This is a genomic window from Brevibacillus agri, assembly GCF_004117055.1.
Taxonomy (GTDB): domain Bacteria; phylum Bacillota; class Bacilli; order Brevibacillales; family Brevibacillaceae; genus Brevibacillus; species Brevibacillus agri.
This window is the reverse complement of sequence record NZ_CP026363.1, coordinates 4,370,132-4,392,578: the sequence shown is the minus strand read 5'-3', so window position 1 is coordinate 4,392,578 and position 22,447 is coordinate 4,370,132. Positions and strand designations below refer to the sequence as shown.

At 52.2% G+C, this 22,447-nt stretch carries 18 protein-coding genes; 13 read left to right on the top strand and 5 right to left on the bottom strand.

The window, feature by feature from the left end; translation table 11 throughout:
- Positions 1-6: 6 nt before the first annotated feature.
- Positions 7-981 carry a helix-turn-helix domain-containing protein gene (locus tag BA6348_RS21510; protein ID WP_005829666.1) on the bottom strand — a complete coding sequence of 325 codons (975 nt, stop codon included), beginning with the start codon at positions 979-981 and terminating at the stop codon, positions 7-9.
- A 181-nt stretch (positions 982-1,162) separates the two neighbouring features.
- Between BA6348_RS21510 and BA6348_RS21505 the strand changes: the two genes are divergently transcribed.
- The 5 genes from BA6348_RS21505 to BA6348_RS21485 are packed head-to-tail and all read left to right on the top strand — an operon-like array spanning position 1,163 to position 7,454.
- Positions 1,163-1,765, top strand: coding sequence for an MptD family putative ECF transporter S component (locus tag BA6348_RS21505; protein WP_007778710.1), 603 nt, complete (start codon positions 1,163-1,165; stop codon positions 1,763-1,765).
- Positions 1,762-2,442 carry an energy-coupling factor transporter transmembrane component T gene (locus BA6348_RS21500; protein ID WP_007778715.1) on the top strand — a complete coding sequence of 227 codons (681 nt, stop codon included), beginning with the start codon at positions 1,762-1,764 and terminating at the stop codon, positions 2,440-2,442. The genes BA6348_RS21505 and BA6348_RS21500 overlap by 4 nt, the downstream gene beginning before the upstream one ends.
- On the top strand, positions 2,439-3,911 hold the full coding sequence (locus tag BA6348_RS21495; protein WP_005829661.1) for an ABC transporter ATP-binding protein: 1,473 nt from the start codon (positions 2,439-2,441) through the stop codon (positions 3,909-3,911). Before BA6348_RS21500 ends, BA6348_RS21495 begins: the two co-directional genes overlap by 4 nt.
- Positions 3,901-5,712, top strand: a complete 1,812-nt coding sequence (locus tag BA6348_RS21490; RefSeq protein WP_005829659.1) for an ABC transporter ATP-binding protein — start codon at positions 3,901-3,903, stop codon at positions 5,710-5,712. Before BA6348_RS21495 ends, BA6348_RS21490 begins: the two co-directional genes overlap by 11 nt.
- A complete protein-coding gene (locus tag BA6348_RS21485; RefSeq protein ID WP_005829657.1) occupies positions 5,712-7,454 on the top strand; it encodes an ABC transporter ATP-binding protein in 1,743 nt (580 codons plus the stop codon). Before BA6348_RS21490 ends, BA6348_RS21485 begins: the two co-directional genes overlap by 1 nt.
- Before the next feature lie 113 nt (positions 7,455-7,567).
- Here the strand turns inward: BA6348_RS21485 and BA6348_RS21480 are convergent, their stop codons facing one another.
- Positions 7,568-8,011 (bottom strand): hypothetical protein, encoded by a 444-nt coding sequence (locus tag BA6348_RS21480; protein ID WP_005829654.1) that lies wholly within the window; start codon positions 8,009-8,011, stop codon positions 7,568-7,570.
- A 32-nt stretch (positions 8,012-8,043) separates the two neighbouring features.
- Between BA6348_RS21480 and mle the strand changes: the two genes are divergently transcribed.
- From mle to BA6348_RS21430, 8 genes are all read left to right on the top strand, one after another.
- Positions 8,044-8,922: an alpha/beta fold macrolide esterase gene (gene mle, locus BA6348_RS21475; RefSeq protein WP_122952597.1), complete on the top strand. Its 879-nt coding sequence runs from the start codon at positions 8,044-8,046 to the stop codon at positions 8,920-8,922.
- Between the two features lie 215 nt (positions 8,923-9,137).
- Positions 9,138-10,082 carry a hypothetical protein gene (locus BA6348_RS21465; RefSeq protein WP_005829650.1) on the top strand — a complete coding sequence of 315 codons (945 nt, stop codon included), beginning with the start codon at positions 9,138-9,140 and terminating at the stop codon, positions 10,080-10,082.
- 117 nt (positions 10,083-10,199) lie between these two features.
- The gene (locus BA6348_RS21460; RefSeq protein ID WP_081494728.1) at positions 10,200-11,513 is read left to right on the top strand and encodes an IS91 family transposase; all 1,314 of its coding nucleotides are present in this window, start codon (positions 10,200-10,202) and stop codon (positions 11,511-11,513) included.
- 368 nt (positions 11,514-11,881) lie between these two features.
- Positions 11,882-13,762 (top strand): molecular chaperone HtpG, encoded by a 1,881-nt coding sequence (gene htpG / locus BA6348_RS21450; protein ID WP_005829638.1) that lies wholly within the window; start codon positions 11,882-11,884, stop codon positions 13,760-13,762.
- A gap of 282 nt (positions 13,763-14,044) precedes the next feature.
- Positions 14,045-14,647, top strand: coding sequence for an MSMEG_1061 family FMN-dependent PPOX-type flavoprotein (locus BA6348_RS21445; protein ID WP_005829636.1), 603 nt, complete (start codon positions 14,045-14,047; stop codon positions 14,645-14,647).
- A 204-nt stretch (positions 14,648-14,851) separates the two neighbouring features.
- Positions 14,852-15,627, top strand: a protein-coding gene (locus BA6348_RS21440; RefSeq protein ID WP_170206163.1) for an IS5 family transposase whose coding sequence is annotated in 2 segments (ribosomal slippage) — positions 14,852-15,179 and positions 15,179-15,627 — 777 coding nt in all. Because the reading frame shifts where the segments join, the coding sequence is not laid out codon by codon here.
- Positions 15,628-16,012: 385 nt separating this feature from the next.
- Positions 16,013-17,212 (top strand): WG repeat-containing protein, encoded by a 1,200-nt coding sequence (locus tag BA6348_RS21435; protein ID WP_005829634.1) that lies wholly within the window; start codon positions 16,013-16,015, stop codon positions 17,210-17,212.
- A gap of 55 nt (positions 17,213-17,267) precedes the next feature.
- Positions 17,268-17,636, top strand: coding sequence for a MerR family transcriptional regulator (locus tag BA6348_RS21430; protein WP_007778752.1), 369 nt, complete (start codon positions 17,268-17,270; stop codon positions 17,634-17,636).
- Between the two features lie 18 nt (positions 17,637-17,654).
- Here BA6348_RS21430 and BA6348_RS21425 read toward each other — a convergent pair whose 3' ends face one another.
- From BA6348_RS21425 to BA6348_RS21415, 3 genes are all read right to left on the bottom strand, one after another.
- On the bottom strand, positions 17,655-18,485 hold the full coding sequence (locus tag BA6348_RS21425) for a putative bifunctional diguanylate cyclase/phosphodiesterase (protein ID WP_007778755.1): 831 nt from the start codon (positions 18,483-18,485) through the stop codon (positions 17,655-17,657).
- A 134-nt stretch (positions 18,486-18,619) separates the two neighbouring features.
- Entirely contained in the window at positions 18,620-19,339 is a 720-nt protein-coding gene (locus BA6348_RS21420; RefSeq protein WP_005829628.1) for a response regulator transcription factor, read from the bottom strand.
- A 146-nt stretch (positions 19,340-19,485) separates the two neighbouring features.
- Positions 19,486-22,428 carry a response regulator gene (locus BA6348_RS21415; RefSeq protein ID WP_122953185.1) on the bottom strand — a complete coding sequence of 981 codons (2,943 nt, stop codon included), beginning with the start codon at positions 22,426-22,428 and terminating at the stop codon, positions 19,486-19,488.
- Between the last annotated feature and the right edge of the window lie 19 nt (positions 22,429-22,447).

The window sequence follows — 22,447 nt, the reverse complement described above, 5'->3', positions numbered from 1 at the left end:
TCTGACCTACAAGAGCGTAGCGCAGTATCTCCGGTACTCGTTCGGCAGCATCCCGGTAATTTTGCGAAACAGCTCGGAGAAACGGCTGGAGTTGTGGTAGCCCACGAGCTGCGCAATCTGGTTGATCGGCATGTCCGTGCTGCTGAGCAACTGCTCCGCCCGGCTCATCCGCTTGTTCTGGATATATTCCGTGATCGTGCATTTGTAAACGAGCTTGAACGTGCTCTTGAGCTTGGTCGTCCCCATGCAGGCGATCCGGGCGAGCGACTCCAGGTGGATGTCCTCGGCAAAGTGGTCGTCGATATAGGCGGTCACAGCCTGCAGACTGTCCAAATCCGCCTTGGACACGTATTTGCTCGGATACGTCTTTTTTTGCTGCTGGGCTTTTTCGACGATCAGCGAGACTGCCTCCGCCACCTTGCCCTCGTAGTACAGCTTGGCCGCGATGCCGGTGCCGCGAAACTGTCTGATCTGTCGGAACAGAAAGACGAGCTCGGGAAAATTCGTCAGTCCGTCCACGCTGAGAAAAGACGAGCGCGGGTCCGTGTACTCATCCGGGTATTTTGTTTTCAAATAATCTTCGTAATACTCCGGCGTAATCTCGATCCCCGTCGAACGGATCGGGATATTTTTATGGTAGCGCGCCCGATACACGTTGTTGCAGCCAAAATGCACGCGGATGCAGCCGGAGGACAGGCGCTTGTACGGGTGCAGCTCTTCGCCCGAGACAGAGTCGTAGTAGTTCAGGCTCAAATACTTCGGCTGCTGAAATTCCAGGAACAAATCCTCATAAAAAACGAAGTCGAGAATCGAGATGGCAAACAGGTTCTCCCGGGAGTACGTCCAGTAGTGACCGGAGCCTTTTTCGGGCGAGACGGAAAAGCACGTCCCTGCCTGACTGTAGGGCACCTGGCTGTCATCCTGGTAAAAACCGCATTGCATCAAGCAAGGCACATGCATTTCGGTCACGATGTCCTTCATTTGCTTTCACCTCCAAATACCGTGATCGGACGAAAACATACCACGAAAAGACGCACCTGCGCCCAGCTCATTGACCCTCCAAGTTGGATAAAAATAAAATGGAACCAAGTCACTGCAAATGAAAATTGATCTCATTTACAGTTCTCTACATTTTTGCAATAGGACATAAGGAGGAACGATCATGGAAGCTCAAGTCTCACCCCTGCAAAACAGATGGACGTTGCGGGACTTCATCACACTCGCCATCTTCAATGTGGTCATGCTCATCATCATTACGTTCTGCCCGATTTTTACCTTCGCCTCTTACCTGATTGTCGGCGGGATTACCGCTCTGCTCAACGGACCGCTCTATGTGGTCATGGCGAACAAAATCAACAAAAGAGGCGTACTGTTCTTATCCGCTATCATTACGGGCCTGTATTTTGTCGCTTATGGCTATGCGTATTTCCTGCTGGTGCTCGGCGTCATGGGGATCATTTGCGAACTGGTTCTGTGGGGCCAGGAAGGCTATAAAAACCCTGTGCGCAACGCCATCGCCTACGCCTTGTTCTATGTAGGCTACTCGCTGTGCGGGATGGTTCCGCTCATTTTCTTCCGCGACGAGTACATTGCGACTCTGTCCAAAAGCTACTCCAAAGTGGCGCTGGATGAAATGCTCTACTACTACGGGACTCCGAGCATGGCGATCACCATGTGCCTGATTTCGGCAGCGGGCGGCCTTGTCGGTGTCATGATCGGGAACATGCTGTTCAGAAAACATGTGAAAAAGGCCAAGCTGGCATGAGGCAGCCAGGTCCAAAGACACACCTGCTGGTGCTTCTTCTGGCGAGCATCCTGACGATCCTCATCAAGGACGACCTGCAGGTACATATGATGGTGGCTTTAAGTGTAGTGTACTTGGTCTTAAATCGGCTGTCCAGAAAGGTACTTCCCTTTATTCTCGTTTATGTCCTGTCTCTGGCTGTTTCTTTTGCCATGCCGGAGACGCTCGGGACGATGAAGCTTGTTTTTTATTCGTTTGCCAGAATGATGCCGCTGGTCATGATCGGGGCGACGCTGATGTACTCGCCCCCCGGCAGCATCATGTGCGTCCTGGAGCGGATGTCAGTGCCGCGGCCGATTACCGTGATGATTTGCATTCTGATCCGCTTTTTCCCGGTGGTGCTGTTGGAGATGAAGGCGATTCGCGACGGCATTCGCGCGAGGGGGATTTTTCCGCACTGGTACAGCGCGCTGCTCCATCCGGCCATGGCTTACGAATGCTATTTCATGCCGCTGGTCGTGCGCTGCCTGAAGCTCTCCGCCGAGCTGGCTTCGTCGGCCGAGCTGCGCGGGATCGAGAGCGACTGCGCGAGGACGTCGATCCATGCGTTTCATTTCCGGACAGCGGACGCAGTGGCGCTGGTCATCTACATTATAGCGGCGACAGCTATTTACGGAGCGGGAGGGATGATGGCATGATCGAGCTGACAGATGTCACCTTCCATTATGAGAGCGAAGACGGGACGCCCGGCAGTGAGACGGGGGTCAACCAGATCAACCTGTCGGTAAAAGCCGGACAGTGTGTCGTGCTGTGCGGGCGTTCGGGCAGCGGCAAAAGCACGATGATGCGGCTGGTCAACGGCCTCGCCCCCGGCTTTTACGCAGGCAAGCTCAGCGGCACGGTCCGCGTGGGCGGGAAAAGTCCCGCGGAGCTTTTGCCGCAGGAGAGAACGCGGCTGATGGGCGTCGTGTTCCAGGACCCTCGAAGCCAGTTTTTTATGGAAAACGTCCGCGACGAGTTGGCGTTTTCCGCGGAAAACATCGGGATGGACCCGCAAGAAATCAGGGAGCGGATCGACAAAGTAGCGAAGCAGCTCGGTGTGTACCATCTGCTCGACCGTTCGCTGCACAGGCTGTCCAGCGGCCAAAAGCAGCGCGTAGCGATTGCGGCTGCATCGGTCCTGGCCCCGCCGCTGCTGTTGCTAGACGAGCCTACGGCCAATCTGGACCAGTCCTCGACGCGAAATCTGATCGAAATTTTGGGAAGGCTCAAGCAAAACGGCACGACTCTGCTCATTTGCGAGCATAGACTGACGCCGTTTTTGCCTGTAGCGGATCGGTATGTGTGCATGGAAAACGGCAAAATCGCGCAGACGTGGACGAGGGATGAGTTTGCCGAACTGCCGATGGAAGCGGTGCGGCCGTACGGGCTGCGCCACCCGGACATGGCTTGTGCCAGCAAGGCGGAGGATCAGGCGAAGAAGGCCACACCGTCCGAAATCGCGCTGGAAGGGCGAGGGCTTTCGTATTTTTACCGCAGAAAAGGCGACGGAGTCTCGGAGGTCGACATTACGCTGCCAAAAGGAACTGTCACGGCGCTAACGGGAGAAAACGGGGCCGGAAAGACGACGTTGAGCAAAATTTTGTGCGGGCTGCTGCGCGAGCAAAAGGGCACGGTCCACTACGGCTCCGCCCGCTATTTTGCGAGCAAAAGGCGCGCAGCGAGCTACCTGGTCATGCAGGACGCAGACTATCAGCTCTACGCCGACAGCGTGGGCAACGAGATCGTGATGGGCAGACGGCTGGACGAGGAGCTGCGCCAGCGCGCCTATGCGGCGATGGAGGCGTTTGGCATCGAAAATTTGCGCGACAGGCATCCGGCGTCCTTGTCGGGCGGAGAAAAGCAGCGGGTCACGATGGCGGCCGCCTACTGCTCGGACGCAGAGTGGATCATTCTCGACGAACCGACGAGCGGACTCGATGGGGATGGCGTCCTCAAGGTGGCAGCGTGGGTGAAAAAGCTCGCCCAGGCTGGCAAAACGGTAGTCATCATCACGCACGACCAGATTTTGTCCGGGCTGGCCAGCGATCAGATTGTGGAATTGAAAGCAACGCACGATGTGGAGACGATTTTCACGGAACAAGGAGTGAGAACCGTTGAAACGTAAGCCAAAAACAGGAATGGCTCGACTGCTGGAGCTGGCAGGTGAAAAAAAGACGCTGATGGTCTGCTCGGCAGTTTTGTCTACCGTAAGCGTCTTTTTGCTGCTCGTCCCGTACTTGTCGATTTACTACGTCCTGGCTGAGCTTTTGCGGCATGCCGCAGACATTTCGGCCGTCGATGCGAGCTATGTCATTGCCTGGGCCGTCCGGGGCGTGGCAGGGCTTTTGCTCGGCTATTTGTTTATGTACGTCGGCGGGATGTGCTCGCACATTGCCGCCTTTCGCATTTTGTACGGCATCCGGGTGCGGTTGGCCGACCATATCGGTGCGCTACCGCTCGGCTACTTCAACAAAAATGCCACAGGCAAAATCAAAAAAGTCGTGGAGCTGGACGTGGAGCGAATCGAGCTGTTCATCGCCCACCAGTTGCCTGACCTGATTAATACGGCGGTGATGCTCGTCGTCATCGTGGTCGCGATGTTTTCGCTCGATGTATGGCTGGCGCTGGCCTGCATCATCCCGATGGTGCTCGGCTTCGCCGCCCAATATTCGATGATGGCTGGGAAAAAGGCGAAGGCGGGGCTGAAGGAATACTTTGACGCGCTGGAGGCGATCAGCACGTCCTCGGTGCAATACGTGCGCGGGATGCCGGCGATCAAAATTTTCGGCCAGACGGTGCATTCGTTCCGCAAGTTTTACCAGGACATGCTGCATTACCGCGATTTCAGCCTGCGCTACACGGACAATTTCGAGCTGGGCTACGTGTCCTTCAAGGTAGTCATGCTCTCGCTGGCGACGTTTTTCTTTCCGGTCGGCCTGTTTTTCATCAGCCAGGACCCGGATCACGTCGCTTTTGCTGCTACGCTGATGCTGTTTCTCGTGCTCGCTCCGGGGATATCCACGCCGATTTTCAAGCTGAACAACTTCGCCTCGGCGATGACGACGATTGCCGAGGGCGTAAAACGCATTGACGAGATGCTGCAAGAAAAAGCGATCCCGGAGCCGGAGCACGGTGCGAAGCCGACGGGCTATGACATCGAGTTTCGCGACGTCTCCTTTTCGTACGAGGGCGAGGGCGGCAACGAGGTGCTGCAGGGAATCAGCTTTGTCGCGGCACAGGGAAAAATTACGGCGCTCGTCGGTCCGTCAGGCTCGGGCAAATCGACCGTTGCGCAGTTGATTCCACGCTTCTGGGACGTGCAAAAAGGGACGATTTTCATCGGCGGCGTAGACATCCGCGAGATGAAGACGGCGGAGCTGATGGACGCCATGTCCTTTGTTTTTCAGGACAGCTTCCTGTTTACGGACACGCTTTACAACAACATTTTGTCCGGTCGGCCGAGTGCGACGAGAGAGGAAGTGTACGCTGCGGCGAAGGCGGCGCAATGTCACGGGTTCATTGAGCGGTTGCCGCATGGCTACGATACGCTGATCGGCGAGGGCGGCGTGCACCTGTCGGGCGGGGAGCAGCAGCGGGTGTCGGTTGCTCGCGCGATTTTGAAAAACGCGCCGATTTTGATTCTCGACGAGGCGACAGCGTACGCCGACCCGGAAAACGAATACGAGATGCAGCTTGCCTTGGGAGAGCTGATCCGCGGCAAGACGGTGTTGATTATCGCCCATCGGCTGACGACGATTTGCGAAGCCGATCAGATCATCGTGCTGAAAAACGGCAAAATCGAGGACAGCGGCACGCATCGCGAGCTGCTCGCCCGCGGCGGATTGTACAAAAACATGTGGGCTGCCTATACGAGCTCGGCTGACTGGACGATTGATCTCAGGCAGGAGAAGGAGGTGTACGGCTGATGCGCAAGCTGCTGTACGACATTACGGCCGGCAACCCCGGGAAAATGTGGAAGCCGATCCTTTGGGCCGTGCTGGCGAATCTCGCCAACATGCTGCCGTTTGGCTGTCTGGCCTGGGCCGTGAGCCTCGTTTACGCCTACTATGCCAAAGAGCAGGCTGCGCTCGATACGCAAAGCTTATGGCTGGCGTGGGGAGGCATGGCCGTATTTCTGATCGTCGTGTTCTACTGTGAGCGAAAAGCGTATCGCGCGATCTATCGCGGCGCGTACGAAGCGTCTGTCGAGGGCCGGACGAATCTGGCCGAGCACTTGCGCAAGCTGCCGCTTGGTTTTCTCATGCGCAAGGACGCAGGCGAGCTGGGTCATGCGATCATGAATGATTTTACCCAGATTGAAAATGCCGGAACGTCGATTTTGCCGCAGTTGATTAGCGGTGTGCTGATCCCGTTTCTCGCGTTTTTCGGCCTGCTGTTCTGGGACTGGCGCATGGCCGTGGCGATGCTGGCCGGATTCCCGGTCACGATCCTCATTTTGTGGGGCGTCTCCCGACTGGAACGCAGGCTCGGCACGAGCCATTCCCGGGCCAAAGTCGCCCTCGCGAACTGCCTGCAAGAATATTTGTACGGCATGAAGGTCATCAAGGCGTACAATTTGCGCATCGACAACTTCCAAAGGCTGAAGCAGTCGTTTTACCGCTACATGCAAGAGAGCATCAGGCTGGAGGGAGTGCTCGGCCCGTTTTTCCTCGTTGCCATGGCATTCATGCAGATGGGCGTATCGCTGTTGACGATTGTCGGCGTCTATCTCGTGCTCGGCGGCGAGTTGACGGTTCCGCTGTTCGCAATGTTCCTGTTGGTCGGGGCGCGCATTTTCGACCCGCTGTCTGTCGCGATCATGCGCCTGCCTGCGTTCAAGTACGATGCGATGGCGGGAGAGCGCATCGTCAATCTGCTGGCCGAGCCGATCATGCAAGGCGAGCAGGCAGCGCCTGAGGAGCACGACATCCGCTTGGAAGAGGTGAGCTTTGGCTATGACGACGGCACGCTCGTACTGGACGGCGTGTCTGTCGAGATGAAAAAAGGCACGCTGACGGCTATCGTCGGGCCGTCCGGCAGCGGAAAAAGCACGCTGCTGCGGCTGATCGCGCGCTTTTACGATCCGGTCGGGGGACGGGTGCTGTTCGGCGGAAAAGATGAACGCGAGATCGACCCGGAGAAGCTCATGCAAAAAATTTCGATGGTATTCCAGGATGTGTACTTGTTCCAGGACACGATCCGCAACAATATTCGCTACGGGCGGGAAGATGCGACGCAGGAAGAGATTGAGGCCGCAGCCAAGGAAGCGTGCTGCCACGACTTCATCATGAAGTTGCCGAACGGCTACGACACGATGGTCGGCGAGGGCGGCTCCACTTTGTCCGGCGGCGAAAAGCAGCGCATTTCCATCGCCCGGGCGATTTTGAAAAACGCTCCGGTGCTGCTCCTGGACGAAGCGACTTCCTCGCTCGACCCGGAAAACGAAGCCGACATGCAGCAGGCGATCGGGCGGCTGGTCAAAGGCCGGACGGTCATCCTGATCGCCCATCGGCTGAAAACGGTCGTGAACGCCGACAACATCATCGTGCTGGAAAAAGGCAAGGTCGTGGAACAGGGGCGGCACCAGGAGCTGTTGGAAAAAGGCGGGCTGTACGCCCGGCTGTGGGAGTTGCAGCGAAGAACGAGCGGGTGGAAAATTACGGCGTAGCATCTGCATGAAGGCCATGAGGGACAACGGGCGCGCGTGTTGGACGATTATCCAGTCATTGACAGTTCACAGCGGCTCATGGTAGGATGGACGCAATTGAGAGGAACGGAGGGTTACGTGTGGCAAACTAATTTTTCGGTTTCATTCCTGGCACAATGATTGGAAATAGCACGAAAAAGGCTAAGTCGTGTGCGTACGGTAATCGAAAAATGGTTTGCTTGCATGGTAACCGGTTTGCAGGACAGGTAGGGGAAGTTTTTCAAGCGACGGCCCCGCTTGCCCTGAAAAACAAAAGAAGAGAAGGAAGCGAATGGAACGGTCATTTTCACGGTTTCGCCCGCTGCCGTTTGCCATTGCGCGCTGCAAAAGCGGCTCTGCTTTTTGCGCGGCGTGCTTGCTTTTAACGCAGTAAGTCTGCGGCGTTTGGCGCGGTTCTTTTTCTCTGCTTTTTCGATTACACCAGCACAGGCAGCCAGCCTGTGTTTTTTTTGTACTGTAAGATTTATAAGTGCAACTAAGGCTGCGCCAACGGCCTGGCAAAAGTCCAGTCGTTTCATGAAAAGACCGCATGTTGAAGGAGGAGAAACGAATGACCGAACAAATGGTGAATCGAAATGGCGTGGAGCTTTGCACGGAAAGCTTCGGCAATCCGGCCGATCCGGCTATTTTGCTGATTATGGGGGCGCAGGCGTCGCTCGTCTGGTGGGAGGAACCATTTTGCCAGCGGCTGGCGGACGCGGGCCGCTTTGTCATTCGCTACGACAATCGCGATGTCGGCCGCTCTACCACTTTTGAGCTGGGCAATCCGGGCTATACGTTCGAGGACATGGCAGACGACGCGATTCACATACTCGATGCCTACAAGATCGAGCGGGCGCACATCGTCGGCATGTCGATGGGCGGGATCATCACGCAGATCATCGCTTTGCGGCATCCGGAAAGAGTGCGGACGATCGGCTTGCTGGCAACGTCCAATTTCGCCCCGGATTTGCCGCCAATGGAGGAGAAGATCGTGCAATTTTTCAGCAATGTAGAAGAGCTAGACTGGGAAAAGGAGCAGGACGTGATCGACTTTTCCGTCGCGAAGTGGAAAGTGCTCGTCGGCTCCCGGCACCCGCTTGACGAGCAGCGGACGTATGAGCTGGTGACAGCGGAAGTAAAACGCAGCCGCAAGATGGCAAACATCAACAATCACGCGCTGATTCCCGGCAGCGAACCGTATTTGGCCCGGACGGCAGAAATCGCGGTCCCTGCCCTGGTCATTCACGGCACAGAAGACCCGATCATTCCGTATCCGCACGGTGTCGCGCTGGCGCGGACGATTCCCGGCGCCTCGCTGGTGACGCTGGAAGGAACCGGGCATGAGCTTCCGCAAGGCGACTGGGACGTTATTATCGGCGCAATCTTGCAGCATACGCAGGAGGGCGGCGGCACAGCGAAGCAAGCGGCCTCGATCCGAAAACGGTAGCAGAGACGATCTGCTTTTTCGTTCAGCCAGCCGCAGAGTGTCCATATTCGCGAGATTGTGCTGGCGCCGACGCGACAACAAGGATAACGAACACTACCCCCGGGCGGATGACCGGGGGTTTTTTATTTTAAGCTGAAAGTCCTGGGTATATGGTACAATATTTGGTAATTTGTGTTTTTGCCGAGTGTTCAATGAATGACAACAGGGAGGGAAGTATGGGAGGGAACCGATTTTGGGAGTTTTATCTGGTGCGCTATTTGCTAGGCACGATTTTTGGGATCGTGATTTTGTTTTATTTGATTATCAACTACGATGCAGCTATCACAAAAGCTTTTTATCCGGACCCCAAATGCCAGAGTGTGAAAAGTGATGTGTATAACCTGTTGTTCAGTACGACTTACGGTCTGGAGGGCAGGGGTGCGAATGAAATATTGAAAATCATCGGGAGTGACGATTTGATTGATCGGCAAAACGAAAGCATAGAGATAAAAGTGACGGGCTTTCCGATTTTAGCTGCGATTATATTAGCGGTTTCCGGGTTTTTGTATATGTATTTTTCCAGTATGCTCATTTTGATTCTGCACGGCATCCGCTCATTAGTATTTTTTTATCCCATTAAACCGACCTGGAAATACTTTGCGCATTGTTTGCTGGCCATCTTTTTCATGTTGGTCATTTGGATATTTTCACCTATGATTATTGACAATCAATATGAAAAACATTGGGGTACTGGCAAGCATCTCATCTCGCTTACTGTCCTTAGTGGCTTTTTTGTTTTGCTCATGTTTACTTTTTCCTTTATTCAGCAGTTCTACGAACAATTAAGCGCGTCGAGAACGAAGGATAATCAGGAGGCGCCGAGGAAGTACCATTCTTTCCGCATGCGAGTGAACCGTGGGGAAATGTACGTGCAGAAAAGGAATTTTTCTAAGGAAAACAAGCAAAGCCAAAGCGAAGATTACGTGGAATCGTACAAGCATTTGCGAGAACACGGCAATGCATTTGGGATCATTGTTTGCGAAATACTGTTTGCGTTTTGGCTTATTAGCTGGGACTTCGAATTTTGGGCGATTTTATATTGGTGCTTATTCGGCTTTATGGCATGGTTTCTGGGCAGTTATTTAGAGATAAAGAAAGTGGACAACGATCGTTTCACTTAAAAAAAGAAAGTTCCCAGGTCAGTTGGCTTGGGAACTTTCTTTTTCAACGGATAAGAAAGTATAAATTTTGAGGAAGGGGAGTACCCATCCTTGTTAAGTTATTTGTAAAATAGAGTCATGGAGACAAACATTCTTAGAGAAATTTTCTTTGATGAGAATCAACATTGGGATCGGTTTGAAAAGAAGCATGGTAGAAAAATACGACCCATTGTCCGAAAAGAAGTGGAGAAATTTCGTAACTGTGGCAATCCAAAGAATGGGTTTAAGCTATTTGTATGTGAAGGGTGTCATGATGTTAGACGGGTACCGTATCGATGTAAGGGGAGGTTCTGCACAACTTGCTCTGTTGGGGAAACCGAGGAATGGAGTCGGTTGCTCGAACACGAAGTATTTCAAGTCAATCATCGCCATATTATCCTAACGATCGATGAAGGCTTACGGGACGTGTTCCTCAAACATCGCAAGCTGTTAAAGGAGTTTATGGACGAAGGCGCGCGATTTATCCGAGAATACTTTGAAAAGAAACATAAAGTAAATCCAGGCATTATCGTAGGCTTGCATACATTTGGATCACGTATTAACTTTAATCCGCATCTACATTTGTTGGTCACAATGGGAGGGATGAAGCAGAACGGTGAATGGAAAACCTACGACTTCCTTCCGTTCGAGATGCTTCGAAAGCAGTGGCAAACCATTGTATTAAAGCTCATTAGACGTCTTCTGACAGAAGAGGAAAAAAAGGAAGTACAGCGCCTTCTACAAAAGGCCTACTCCGCTAACGGGGAAGGCTTCTATGTGCATGCTCCGAAACAAAAAGGGAACATAAAAGCGCAGTTGGCTTATATTGGCCGATATATTCGTCGACCCGCCATCGCTCTTGGCCGGATTGAGGAATATGACGGCCAATTTGTGACGTTTCGGTATAAGGATAAAACGGATGGGCAGGAAAAAACAGAAACCGTAACAGTAGAAGAATTTATTGCTCGCCTCATCAGACATATTCCGGACGAACAATTTAAAACGATTCGTTATTATGGTGTGTATGCCCGAAGAGTGAAAAACCTTTGTAAAAAGGTTCTTTCAGCGTGGCAAAAAACTGTGAAAAGGTGGATCGTAAAAGCAAAGCATGTACTTCGTCGAAGAACATGGCGAGAGAAGATGATAAATTATGCAGGGAAAGACCCTATGGTTTGCCCAAAGTGTGAGTGCTACTATGAATACAAGGGAGAAGCCTGCCTAAAAGATGGACAACTTACGGTCGCCTTTGCTGTTTGCGATCTATCTCGGCGTTGTCTGGAAAGGATGATTGAAGATCTCACAGGTGTCAAAAAAGAAAAAGGCAAAGAAAAATCACAAAGCATTACTCGACAGTTTCCGAAGGAAACAAGAGAGGAACGAAGTCGTCAAATATGTTTGTTTGACGTGTCATGAAACAGAGGATGTACCTCTAAGTGTTGTTCGTGATTTTGATGCAATGGATGATGGTGACCCAACCGTGCCACCGCAATTTGGTTGTGAGTACTGTGGAAACCCCATGTATCCTGAGTATTATAAAGGTTTACATGGCTATGAATACAAACTTTCGGATATCCTCTAGCGCAAAAAAGGACAGTCAGGGCGTTTTTCCCTGACTGTTTTTCTTATGGAAAAAAAGCTTCCAACGGTCGGAAGAATTTGGAAAAAACAAGGCCGATATATTGACAGAAAAATCTAGGACTGCTATAAAAAATAGTGGATAGCACTCACCATGCTAGAGTGCTAACAAGTGTGTCGTGCAAAAGAAGAAGGGAGAATGTCCGATGGAAAAGAAGCAGTTTCAGGCGGAATCGACGCGACTGTTGGAAATGATGATCCATTCCATTTACACGCAAAAAGAGATTTTTCTGCGTGAGCTGATTTCCAATGCGAGCGATGCGATTGATAAAATTTATTACAAATCGCTGACCGATCCGCAGCTAGTTTTTGATAAAGACAATTACTTCATTAAAATCACCATCGACAAAGACGCCCGCGAGCTGACGATTACCGATACGGGGATCGGCATGACCGCTGAAGAGCTGGAAACCAACCTGGGCGTGATCGCGAAAAGCGGCTCGCTCGCCTTCAAAAAAGAAATCGAAGCGAAGGATGGCTACAACATTATCGGGCAATTCGGGGTGGGCTTCTACTCCGCTTTCATGGTCGCCGATGTCGTGACCGTTATCAGCAAGGCGCTCGGGGCAGAGACAGGCTACAAATGGCAATCCAGCGGCGCAGATGGCTATACGATCGAGCCGTATGAAAAAGAGACGGTCGGTACCACGATCATCCTCAAAATCAAGGAGAACACCGAAGAAGAGCGCTACGACGAGTTTCTGGAAGAGTATCGCTTAAGAGCGATCATCAAAAAATACTCCGACTTCATCCGCTACCCGATCAAAATGGACGTCACTACCCACAAGCCAAAAGAGGGCAGCGACAACGAGTTTGAGGAAGCGCGCGAAGAACAGGTCATCAACAGCATGGTGCCGATCTGGCGCAAAAACAAAAGCGAGCTGAAGGATGAAGATTACGAGCAGTTTTACGCAAGCAAGCACTACGGCTTTGACAAGCCGCTGGCGCACATCCACGTCAGCGCGGACGGAGCCGTCGTCTATCAGGCGATTTTGTACATCCCGGAAAGCATTCCGTTCGACTATTACTCCAAAGAGTACGAAAAAGGTCTGGAGCTGTATGCCAATGGCGTACTCATCATGAACAAGTGCGCAGACCTGCTGCCAGACTACTTCAGCTTCGTCAAAGGGATGGTTGATTCGGAAAGCCTGTCCCTCAACATTTCCCGCGAGATGCTGCAGCACGATCGCCAGTTGAAGCTGATCGCGAAAAACATCGCCAGCAAAATCAAGGGCCAACTGCAAAGCATGCAAAAAAACGAGCGGGAGAAGTACGAGAAGTTTTATCAGGCGTTTGGCCGCCAGCTCAAATACGGCGTGTACAGCGACTTCGGCACGCATAAGGACACGCTGCAAGACCTCCTGATGTTCTACTCCTCGAAGGAGAAAAAGCTGGTGACGCTCGCCGAGTACGTGGAGAGAATGCCGGAAGACCAAAAATACATTTACTACGCAACCGGAGAATCCAACGAGCGCATCGAAAAGCTGCCGCAGACCGAGCTGGTTGCCGACAAAGGCTATGAAATCTTGTACTTCACGGAAGACATCGACGAGTTTGCGATCAAAATGATGCGCACCTACAAGGAGAAAGAGTTCCGCTCCGTATCCAGCGCAGATTTGGGCATCGAAGCGGACGACCAGGACAAGGCGGCAGACGCAGAAAACGCAGACAACCAGGAGCTGTTCTCGTACATGAAGAGCCTGCTCGAAGGAAAAGTCACCAGCGTAAAAGCGTCCAAGCGGCTGAAATCCCATCCGGTTTGCCTGTCCACCGAGGGCGATGTCACCATTGAGATGGAAAAAGTGTTGAACGCTATGCCGAACAGCCAGGGCGTCAAAGCGCAAAAGGTGCTGGAAATCAACGTCAACCACAACGTGTTCCAGTCGCTCAAGACAGCTTTTGCCGAGGACAAGGAAAAGGTGAACTTGTACACCGCCCTGCTCTACAATCAGGCATTGCTGATCGAAGGATTGCCGATCGAAGACCCGGTCGAGTTTACGAACGACATTTGCAAAATTATGGTGTAACCGCGCAAAGGCAACGGACAAAGAGCGGGAAACACGCACGAAGAGGGATGCACAGGCGGCATCCCTTTTGGCGTGCGACGGGCAGTCGCATCTTTGCGCGATAGCGCGTGAGCTATCCTCTATTGTGCGCGGGGAAAAAAGGCGAGCAGACGGTACGTCGTTCGCTCAGCAGTCTTGCAATCCGCCTGCGCAGCCGATAAGATGGGAAAAATGGATGAGAACGGTTCCCGATCGCTCTTGGCGTTTGTCATCCAAAATACAGGGCCTGGAGGAGAGACAAAGATGTGGGAAGAAAAGTGGCAAAAGGACCGTGTTGCCAGCGCGGATGAACTGAGAAGTCTGGTAGGGGTTCCGCACGAGACGGTTGCGAACAAAAGCATTGCGCAGGTAGAGTCGCATGTCATTCATTACTTGTCCATGTCGCCGCTGTTTTTCCTGGCGACAGCAGATGCCGATGGACGCTGCGATGTTTCCCCGCGCGGCGATGAGCCGGGCTTTGTCAAAGTGCTGGACGAGCGGCACGTTATTTTTCCGGAAAGAATGGGAAACCGGCGGGTCGATTCTTTGCTGAACATTTTGGCGAATCCGCAGGTCGGCATGATTTTTCTCATTCCTGGGCTGGAAGAAGTGCTGCGCATCAACGGAAAAGCGACGATTACGAAAAACGCCGAGCTGCTCGCCGCGCAGAACTGGAAGGGCAAAACACTCGGGCTCGGTGTCGTCGTCGAGGTGGAGGAGTGTTTCATTCACTGCCCGCGCGCATTCAAGCAGGCTGGCGTGTGGAATACGGACTCGTGGGCGGACAAAGCGGACATGCCGTCGATCATGGAAATGTTCCGCGCCCATTTGCGAATCAACGGGGTTGCGTTGAAGGAAAACGGTTAGTGGCTCGCGGCGAAAAAAACCTTGAAGCTTTCTTCAAGGTTTTTTTCAACAGATAGGAATTTATAAGTTTTGGGATAGTCGAAAGGCTGTCCTGCTTTCTTTCTTTAGGGTAGGATTAGAATATGGATACGAACATACTTAGGACGTGTCTGAAAACTAAAGAAAATGTGGTATGATTTAGGAAAAACGAATGGAGCAACGAGCATGATTCAAAGACGGTACGAAATAAACGATGAACAGTGGGAACAAATTCAGGACATGTTCCCCCCCTATCGAACAGGACGTCCGTCCAAATTAAGTAATCGTACCATGTTTAATGCCATTCTTTGGATTGCCCGAAGTGGTGCGGCTTGGCGAGATTTGCCGGAAGAACGTTATGGTTCATGGAAAACGGTCTACAGTCGCTTCTGCAAGTGGAGAGATACCGGATTACTTGTCGCCATCTTCCAAGCTCTTCACGTAGAACCTGACTTTGAAAACTTGAGCATCGATTCTACATCGGTCAAAGCTCATCAACACAGTGCGGGTGCTAAAAAAACGCAGAAGGACACGAAGTAAATCAGCACATAGGCGTCAGCCGTGGCGGAAAGACAACCAAACTTCATACCGTCGTCGATGGATTAGGGAATCCCCTCGCTTTTCTTCTCACGGGGGGGCACGTCTATGATTCCGTTCCAGCGATCAATTTGCTTCAAGGGTTTGATCTTACGGGAAGCCATATTGTTGGTGACAAAGCCTACGGCTCAGAAGGCATTCGGCATTGGATTACGGCTAAGCAGGCAGCGTACACCATCCCGCCTAAAGCGAATAATAAAAATCCTTGGAAAGTGGATTGGTACCGCTATAAAGAACGGCACTTGGTGGAGTGCTTCTTCAATAAAATCAAACATTTTCGACGAATCGCTACTCGTTACGACAAGCTGGCCAAATCATTCCTAGCGTTTGTATATGTCGCGTCCATCTTTAAACTAACTCAATAATGAGTTTTCAGACACATCCTAGACGGATCTTTTTTGATGATAATAAGAATGGGGATGTTTTTGTAAAGAAGCATGGATGTCTAGTAGATTGAAATCAAATCGATATGGAACGGAGAGAATGTCATTCATTAACAAACGGCTGTCAGAGATTGCATGAATGGATACACCTCCATTAAATCGTTATCGTTAATAAAGATTCCGAATAAATGTTTAGAATCTATTGATATCAGTATTTACTGAGATGGTAAATTTTTCGAAATACCGACACGCACGCAAAAGAACAGTTCCTTGTCCCCGTGTAGCCAAACCCCCTTATTGGTTTTAATTCCAAATTACCCTATAATTAGGGCAACTAACTCATTAGACTCTCGGAGGATGTACTACTATGCAGAAATTTTTGGTAACGATCCTAGCTATGATTCTGGCGTGTCTCAGCCTTGCTGGTGTATCCGCACAAGGTGCAGGCGAACCAAACCAGCAACTGTACCCACTAAGAAAACCTACCGGGAATCAATGGGCTTTGAGTGATCGTAACGGCAAGATTCATGCGAGATTTACTTTGCCCAAATACGGTACGATACAGGAATTCAAAGATGGCCTCGGCCTTGTACGAAACACGAGCATAGAAAAGTGGGGAGTGATAGATCATACTGGCAAGCTCATTGTTCCCTATAAATACAACTATATTTCCAGTTTCTCCGAAGGGCTTGCAAGCTTTCAGATAGGGGAAAGAAGCGGGGTGATCGACCGTACAGGAAAGGAAGTCATCCCTCCAAAGTATGAGCGAATAGTAGGTTTCCGTTTTGGACGATCAGCTGCTTCTGTGAATAAAAAATGGGGACTCATCGACACGAAGGGGAATTGGATCGTGCAGCCTACCTTTGATTACGTAGGCTACATTCCCGAACGGCAGCAGTATTCCAATGATCCGATCCTCATTAAGCAAGGTCCTTACTACGGATATATGGATGCGAAAGGAACCGTTTTGGTCCCCCCTAAGTACGTCTTGGCAAAAGAATTTTCTGACGGATTAGCCGCTGTCCAAGAAAAGGATAAGCAGATTGGGTTTATTAACAGCAAAGGCGAGTACATCATCGCACCGATCTATTATTTTACCGTTCCCTTCCGGAACGGAATAGCCTATGCTTCGAGCTGGAAAGCGGACGGAAAATCGCTTGGAGGAGGATTGATCAATAAAAAAGGCGAATGGATCATCCCGCCAGGCGAATTTACTCCTTTTGCAGGATCATCGGATGTAGAGGAAGGCATTTACAGGTACTACACTAACAAAGAAGACGGTCAATCTTACGCGGGTGCTGTTACCCTGACAGGAGAGGTCATTCTCGAACCCAAATACTCAGCTATAGGCAGATTTTATAACGGTATAGCCATGGTTCGCCTGCACGACGGCAGGGAGGGCTTTATCAATCGCAAAGGAGAGTATCTTGTAAGTCCGCGTTATTTTGGTACCTATCAAAGTCCATATGGCTCTCTTATGGATCGTAACGGTCTGTACGCCATCAATTGGGGTCTCGATGGCTATTTAGATTATACCGGGAAGTTGGTCATCCCGCCCTATCGATAAAATTTGGAGGCAGCAGCCTCACAGCGGAAGGTTATCAGGCAGCGCCAATCGGAGGGTGTGGCAATCGCGAATCAAGCAAGCCGCCAGCGAGACAGGACTTCCCAGCTCTACGATTCGCCACTGGGAAAAAACCGGGCTGATTACGACCGCGCGCGATCCGAAAAACGGCTATCAGTTGTTCAACCGTTCGCACATTCACAAAATCATGCTGTTGCGAGCGTTGCGTGCGCAGGTGTACTCGCCCTCCGTCGTAGAGCTGAAAAACGCCGTCGCCGAGATGAAGGAAGAAGATGTGCAGGAGGCGCGAAAAATCGCCGTGGACACCTTGCGTTATTTGCATCAGGTCAATGGCTGGCAAATGCGCGGCGTCCACGCTCTGTACGACCTGTGCCGTGTGCTGAAGCTGGTCGGGCAAGGGGGATGATTCCAGGACACCTGGATGCTAGAATTTGTTTTCCTGCTTCCATTCCACCTTGCGAAAAAACAGCGGCAGTTCCTGTTCATGCAGCGGCTTGCTCAGCAAATAGCCTTGCACAAAATCGCACTTCCACTTTTGCAAGGTATGAAGCTGCTCGTACGTTTCGATGCCTTCCGCGACGACGGTGAATCCCAGCTTTCGCGCCAGCGAGATGATCCATTCGACGAGAACGGTCCCTTCGTAATGATTGTTGATATGTGTGACAAACGAGCGGTCGATTTTGATCGTAGAAAGGGGGAGAGTCGTGATGTATTCAAGCGAGGAGTATTCCGTCCCGAAATCGTCCAATACGATTTTGATACCGTGATGGGCAAATCTTTTCAGTGAGTCGATCCGTCTGTCTTTGAGAGAGATGCGGTCCCGTTCGGTCAGTTCCAGCTCCAGCGATTGCGGGGAGAGAGCGGTTTGCTGCAAAATGCCGCACACCCGGTCAAAGAATAAGGAATCTTGCAATTGCAAGCCCGACAAATTGACGGACATGACGGAGTTGGGCATGTATTTTTCCTGAATTTGCTTGTTCTTTTGACAAGCGGTCTGGATCACCCAGTCTCCGATGGAATAAATCAGTCCTGTCTCCTCGGCGAGCGGGATAAATTCTGTGGGGGAGATCGGTCCAAAGTGCGGATGATTCCATCTGAGCAAAGCCTCAAAGCCGCGCACATTGCCAGATCCGGTCTCGAATTGGGGTTGGTAGTGCAAGGATAGTTGTTGAAGAGGCAATGCCTCTTGCAGATCATTGGCCAATCTCAGCTTGTGCTCCAGGTCCTCGCATGTCGCATGCGGTGTAAACTCCATTTTTTACCCTCCATATGCAGTCCAAGTCTTCTGGGATTGATTATGCACCTGATGTATTAGATAAGTTTCTGTCTATGTATTAGGAGAGTGTGAAATAATCTCAAAAAAAGAGCACCATCCCATGCGTTTGTCTGCTAGTTCCTAGAGACGAATTTATACCCCACACCCCAGACGGTTCGAATGTATTTCGGTTCTTTCGGATTGTCTTCGATTTTTTTGCGCAAGTTGGCGATGTGGACGTCAATCGCCCGGTCTGTGACAAAAGAATCAAAACCGCGAAGCTCGTAGAGCAGCTCCTCTCGGCTGAACACCTTGCCTTCGTTTGTAATGAACAGGCGCATGATTTCAAATTCGGAAAAAGTCGTCTCGACGTGGAACTGGTTGACGTAGATCGCCCTGCGCTCCAGGTCGAGCAGAAACGTATTTTCCGGGCAAGCGATCGTCGTATCCGCCTGCTCGGCGTTCTCCACGGAGGCGGCCTGCTGTTGGTATTGGTGAGTTCGTCTGATTATGGCTCCGATTTTTGCTGAAATCTCTCGCAGTGAAAACGGCTTGCAAATGTAATCGTCCGCTCCTGCTTGCAAGGCTTCCACCCGATCGGATACGTCTGTCTTCATCGAGACGACGAGAATGGGAGCGAGCGAAAAGCTGCGCAGCTCGCCGCACAACCGGGTACCGCTCATATCCGGCAGAATCATGTCGAGAAGGATGACATCCGGTGCAAACGATCGGGCCAGCTCCAGACCTTTTTGTCCATGATCTGCTATTTTCACAGAATAACCTTCCTCGGTTAAATACATGGCCAGCATTTCACCCATAATCTGATCGTCTTCGATAATCAATAGTTTGTACATCAGATTCCTCACTCTTTCTGGGAGAAAGTTATTCATAAAGATGGGAAAGAGCTAGCAATGGTTCATGATTTCCTAATACTTTTCTCATATTTTAGCAAAAAAATGAGGAGAATGGACCTAATTTCACGAAAAATGCTAAAAATTTGTTAGGAGTTCGCCAGAGTTTCCAGCCACTCGGTTGCGAGAGCTAATACTTCGTCCAGTTGCCACGCAAACTCGCTCATACATTCTTCATAATCGCTCCGGTTTGCCGATGGGGAGAGCAGACTCTCAACCTTTCTTGCTACGAGCAGCAATCGCTGGGCAGAGAGATTCCCGGCTACGCCGCTCAGCGTGTGCACCATGCGTCGGGCTTCCTCGGTATCGCCTGCGCGAAGCGTCTTTTGCAGCCGCTCGGCAAAATTCGCGTACTCGCGGGTGAACGTCCGGAGAATTTGCGTGTAGATCGGGAGTTTTCCATCCAGCTGCTCCAGCGCGAGCGACACATCCAGACAAGGCACAGGAATGGCCCGCTTCAACGTTTCTTTCATCTCTCCCAGATGAATCGGCTTCGTGATGACGCCATTCATGCCTGAGCGGTAGCAGTTGTCGTGCTCGGCTTTGATGACGCTCGCCGTCATCGCGATGATCGGCAGGCTCGCGTACTGCTTGTGCTGGCGAATGCGCAGCGTCGCTTCGCAGCCGTCCATTTCCGGCATGTGGACGTCCATCAGGATCAGATCCCATTTTTTCGTGTCCAAAAGCTCCAGCACTTCCAGGCCGTTTTTGGCAATCGTGACGGCATAGCCTTCCCGGCGCAAAAATTCGACAGCCACGAGCTGGTTGATCTCGTTGTCTTCCGCCAGCATGATGGTGCCGCGATGTCCGGGAAACATGACGTTTTCGAAAGAAGCGCTCTGCGCGGGAGCCGCGACGTGGGCGGTGTGCAGTTCTTTATGCTCCTGCGCTCCCAGCAGGGCGCGCGTCACGTCCATGCGATTAATCGGCTTGATGAGAACGGCGTCAGGCTGGACAGCTTCCTCCAGCGAGGCCAGCTCGTCGCGTCCGTACTCGGTCGTCATGGCGATGGTCGCCGCATCGCATGCTTCGGCGAGCGTGTGCAGGCGCCAGAGCGACTCGACGCCGTACATGTCTTCCGCCTCCATGTCGACGAAGACAAAGCAAAACGGGTTGGATTCGTCCGCCTCTTCCAGCAGCGCAAACGCCTCTCGCCACGAGGCGGCGCAGGTCGGAGCAAAGCGCAGGCTCACCAGCATGTCCGCCAGGCTGCTCCGCATTTTGTCATGGTCCTCCACGACCAGGACGCGCTGGTTGGCGTAGCCGGGAGGAAGCAGCGAGCCGGGGCTTTCGTTCTCTTGCCAGGGCGCGTGCTCGAACGCGAGGGTAAAGGAGAAGCAGCTTCCTTTGCCAATCGTGCTCGTGACTTCGAGAGTGGCGCCCATCATTTCCACGAGGCTGCGCGAAATGACGAGGCCCAGGCCGGTGCCGCCGTATTTTCTGCTCGTCGTGCCGTCCGCCTGGGTGAACGGCTCGAACAGCTTGTCCATCTGCTCCGCAGACATGCCGATGCCCGTATCCTCCACGGCAAAGTGCAAAAGCAGGCTCTTTTCGTCTTCCTGCACCAGCGTGACGCGCATGGCGACGTAGCCCTGCTCGGTAAATTTGATCGCGTTGTGGCACAGGTTGAGCAAAACCTGCTCCAGCCGATGCTGGTCCCCGATCAGCTTGGGCAGCATTTTCGGCGGCAGCTCGACGATGATCTCGATTTGCTTCGTCCCAAGGTAAATGCTCAGCATGTGCGAGAGCCGGCGGACAAAGTCGTCGAGGTCAAAGCTGGCTTTTTCCAGCTCCAGCTTTCCGGCTTCGATCTTGGAAAAGTCGAGAATCTCGTTGATGAGCCGCAGCAACACCTGCGAGGAAGAGAGAATTTTGTCCAGGTAATCTTTTTGCACCAGCGTCATGACCGTTTTTTGCATCAGTTGCGACAGTCCGATGATCCCGTTTAGCGGAGTGCGGATTTCGTGGCTCATTCGCGCCAGAAAATCGGTTTTGGCTTTGCTCGCTTCTTCCGCCTCTTCCTTCGCGGCCAACAGCTCCGCCTGGATGCGCCGCTGCTCCCGAAGCATAATGTGCAGCAAAAGCGAAAGCATGCCGACCAGAATAAAAATCGACAGCCCGGTAATCAGGCTGGACAGCTCCTGTACGGAGTTCAACTGGCCGAGAGCTTCGCTCGAAGGCAAAACCGCTGCGACGGACCAGCCTGTAGAAGCGACGGGCGCATAGCCGATGTAGTAGCTGTTGTTGTCGATGGTGATGCGTTGCAGCCCTTTTTGGCCCGCGATCATGCTGTGGGCGATTTTTCCCATGTCCCCGGGCTGCTCCGTCAGCTTTTGCCGACTGACAAGCGCGGGGTTCGGGTGATACATGATCGTCCCGTCCCTGGAGAGCAGGATGGCATAGCCGGATTCGCCGATGGGATAGCTGCCGAGCATTTCCGGAATGTCGTCGAGCAAAATATCAATGGCGACGAAGCCCAAGAGCTTCCCGTCCTCTTTCAGCTTCATGGTGCCGCTGGTGACCATTTTTTTGGTCAAGTAATCTTCGTACGGCTCAGAAAAAACGACTTCGTCTGTGCGAACGGCGTCCTGGTACCACGGGCGTTGCTGGAGCGACCAGTCTGGCCCTGTAAGCTCGTCTGTGTTGCCGAATGTGAAGTTGCCCGCCTGGCTGGAAATCCAGACGAGTCCCAGGTTGCGGTCCAGCTTTTGGATGCCGTCCAGTGCGGCGGCCACATCCGGGTAATACGGGTTGGAAAACGCATCGTCCCGCGTTTTGACGGTTTGCAAGTAGCGAACGATCGACTGGTTGGTGCTCATCTGCTTGATGAGAAAGCTTTTCTGGGCGAAAAATGCGTTCATTCGCTCCGCCAGCGCCTGGCTTTGCAGAGTCAGCTTGCTCTCGATCTCGACTTTCATGATCCGATTGGTCTGGGAGCGCATGATGTAGCCGGACAGAGAGAAGGCGACGACGATGATTAACAGGATGAGGATGGTCAGTTTTCGGGCATGGCTGACGTGAAAAGTTTTCATGAGCGACCTCGCTATTTGT

What these genes read in the sequence shown, in the direction of transcription:
- BA6348_RS21510 (WP_005829666.1), bottom strand. Translation starts at nt 981, where the DNA reads ATGAAGGACATCGTGACCGAAATGCATGTGCCTTGCTTGATGCAATGC.
- BA6348_RS21505 (WP_007778710.1), top strand. Translation starts at nt 1,163, where the DNA reads ATGGAAGCTCAAGTCTCACCCCTGCAAAACAGATGGACGTTGCGGGAC.
- BA6348_RS21500 (WP_007778715.1), top strand. Translation starts at nt 1,762, where the DNA reads ATGAGGCAGCCAGGTCCAAAGACACACCTGCTGGTGCTTCTTCTGGCG.
- BA6348_RS21495 (WP_005829661.1), top strand. Translation starts at nt 2,439, where the DNA reads ATGATCGAGCTGACAGATGTCACCTTCCATTATGAGAGCGAAGACGGG.
- BA6348_RS21485 (WP_005829657.1), top strand. Translation starts at nt 5,712, where the DNA reads ATGCGCAAGCTGCTGTACGACATTACGGCCGGCAACCCCGGGAAAATG.
- BA6348_RS21480 (WP_005829654.1), bottom strand. Translation starts at nt 8,011, where the DNA reads ATGAAACGACTGGACTTTTGCCAGGCCGTTGGCGCAGCCTTAGTTGCA.
- mle (WP_122952597.1), top strand. Translation starts at nt 8,044, where the DNA reads ATGACCGAACAAATGGTGAATCGAAATGGCGTGGAGCTTTGCACGGAA.
- BA6348_RS21465 (WP_005829650.1), top strand. Translation starts at nt 9,138, where the DNA reads ATGGGAGGGAACCGATTTTGGGAGTTTTATCTGGTGCGCTATTTGCTA.
- BA6348_RS21460 (WP_081494728.1), top strand. Translation starts at nt 10,200, where the DNA reads ATGGAGACAAACATTCTTAGAGAAATTTTCTTTGATGAGAATCAACAT.
- htpG (WP_005829638.1), top strand. Translation starts at nt 11,882, where the DNA reads ATGGAAAAGAAGCAGTTTCAGGCGGAATCGACGCGACTGTTGGAAATG.
- BA6348_RS21445 (WP_005829636.1), top strand. Translation starts at nt 14,045, where the DNA reads ATGTGGGAAGAAAAGTGGCAAAAGGACCGTGTTGCCAGCGCGGATGAA.
- BA6348_RS21435 (WP_005829634.1), top strand. Translation starts at nt 16,013, where the DNA reads ATGCAGAAATTTTTGGTAACGATCCTAGCTATGATTCTGGCGTGTCTC.
- BA6348_RS21425 (WP_007778755.1), bottom strand. Translation starts at nt 18,485, where the DNA reads ATGGAGTTTACACCGCATGCGACATGCGAGGACCTGGAGCACAAGCTG.
- BA6348_RS21420 (WP_005829628.1), bottom strand. Translation starts at nt 19,339, where the DNA reads ATGTACAAACTATTGATTATCGAAGACGATCAGATTATGGGTGAAATG.
- BA6348_RS21415 (WP_122953185.1), bottom strand. Translation starts at nt 22,428, where the DNA reads ATGAAAACTTTTCACGTCAGCCATGCCCGAAAACTGACCATCCTCATC.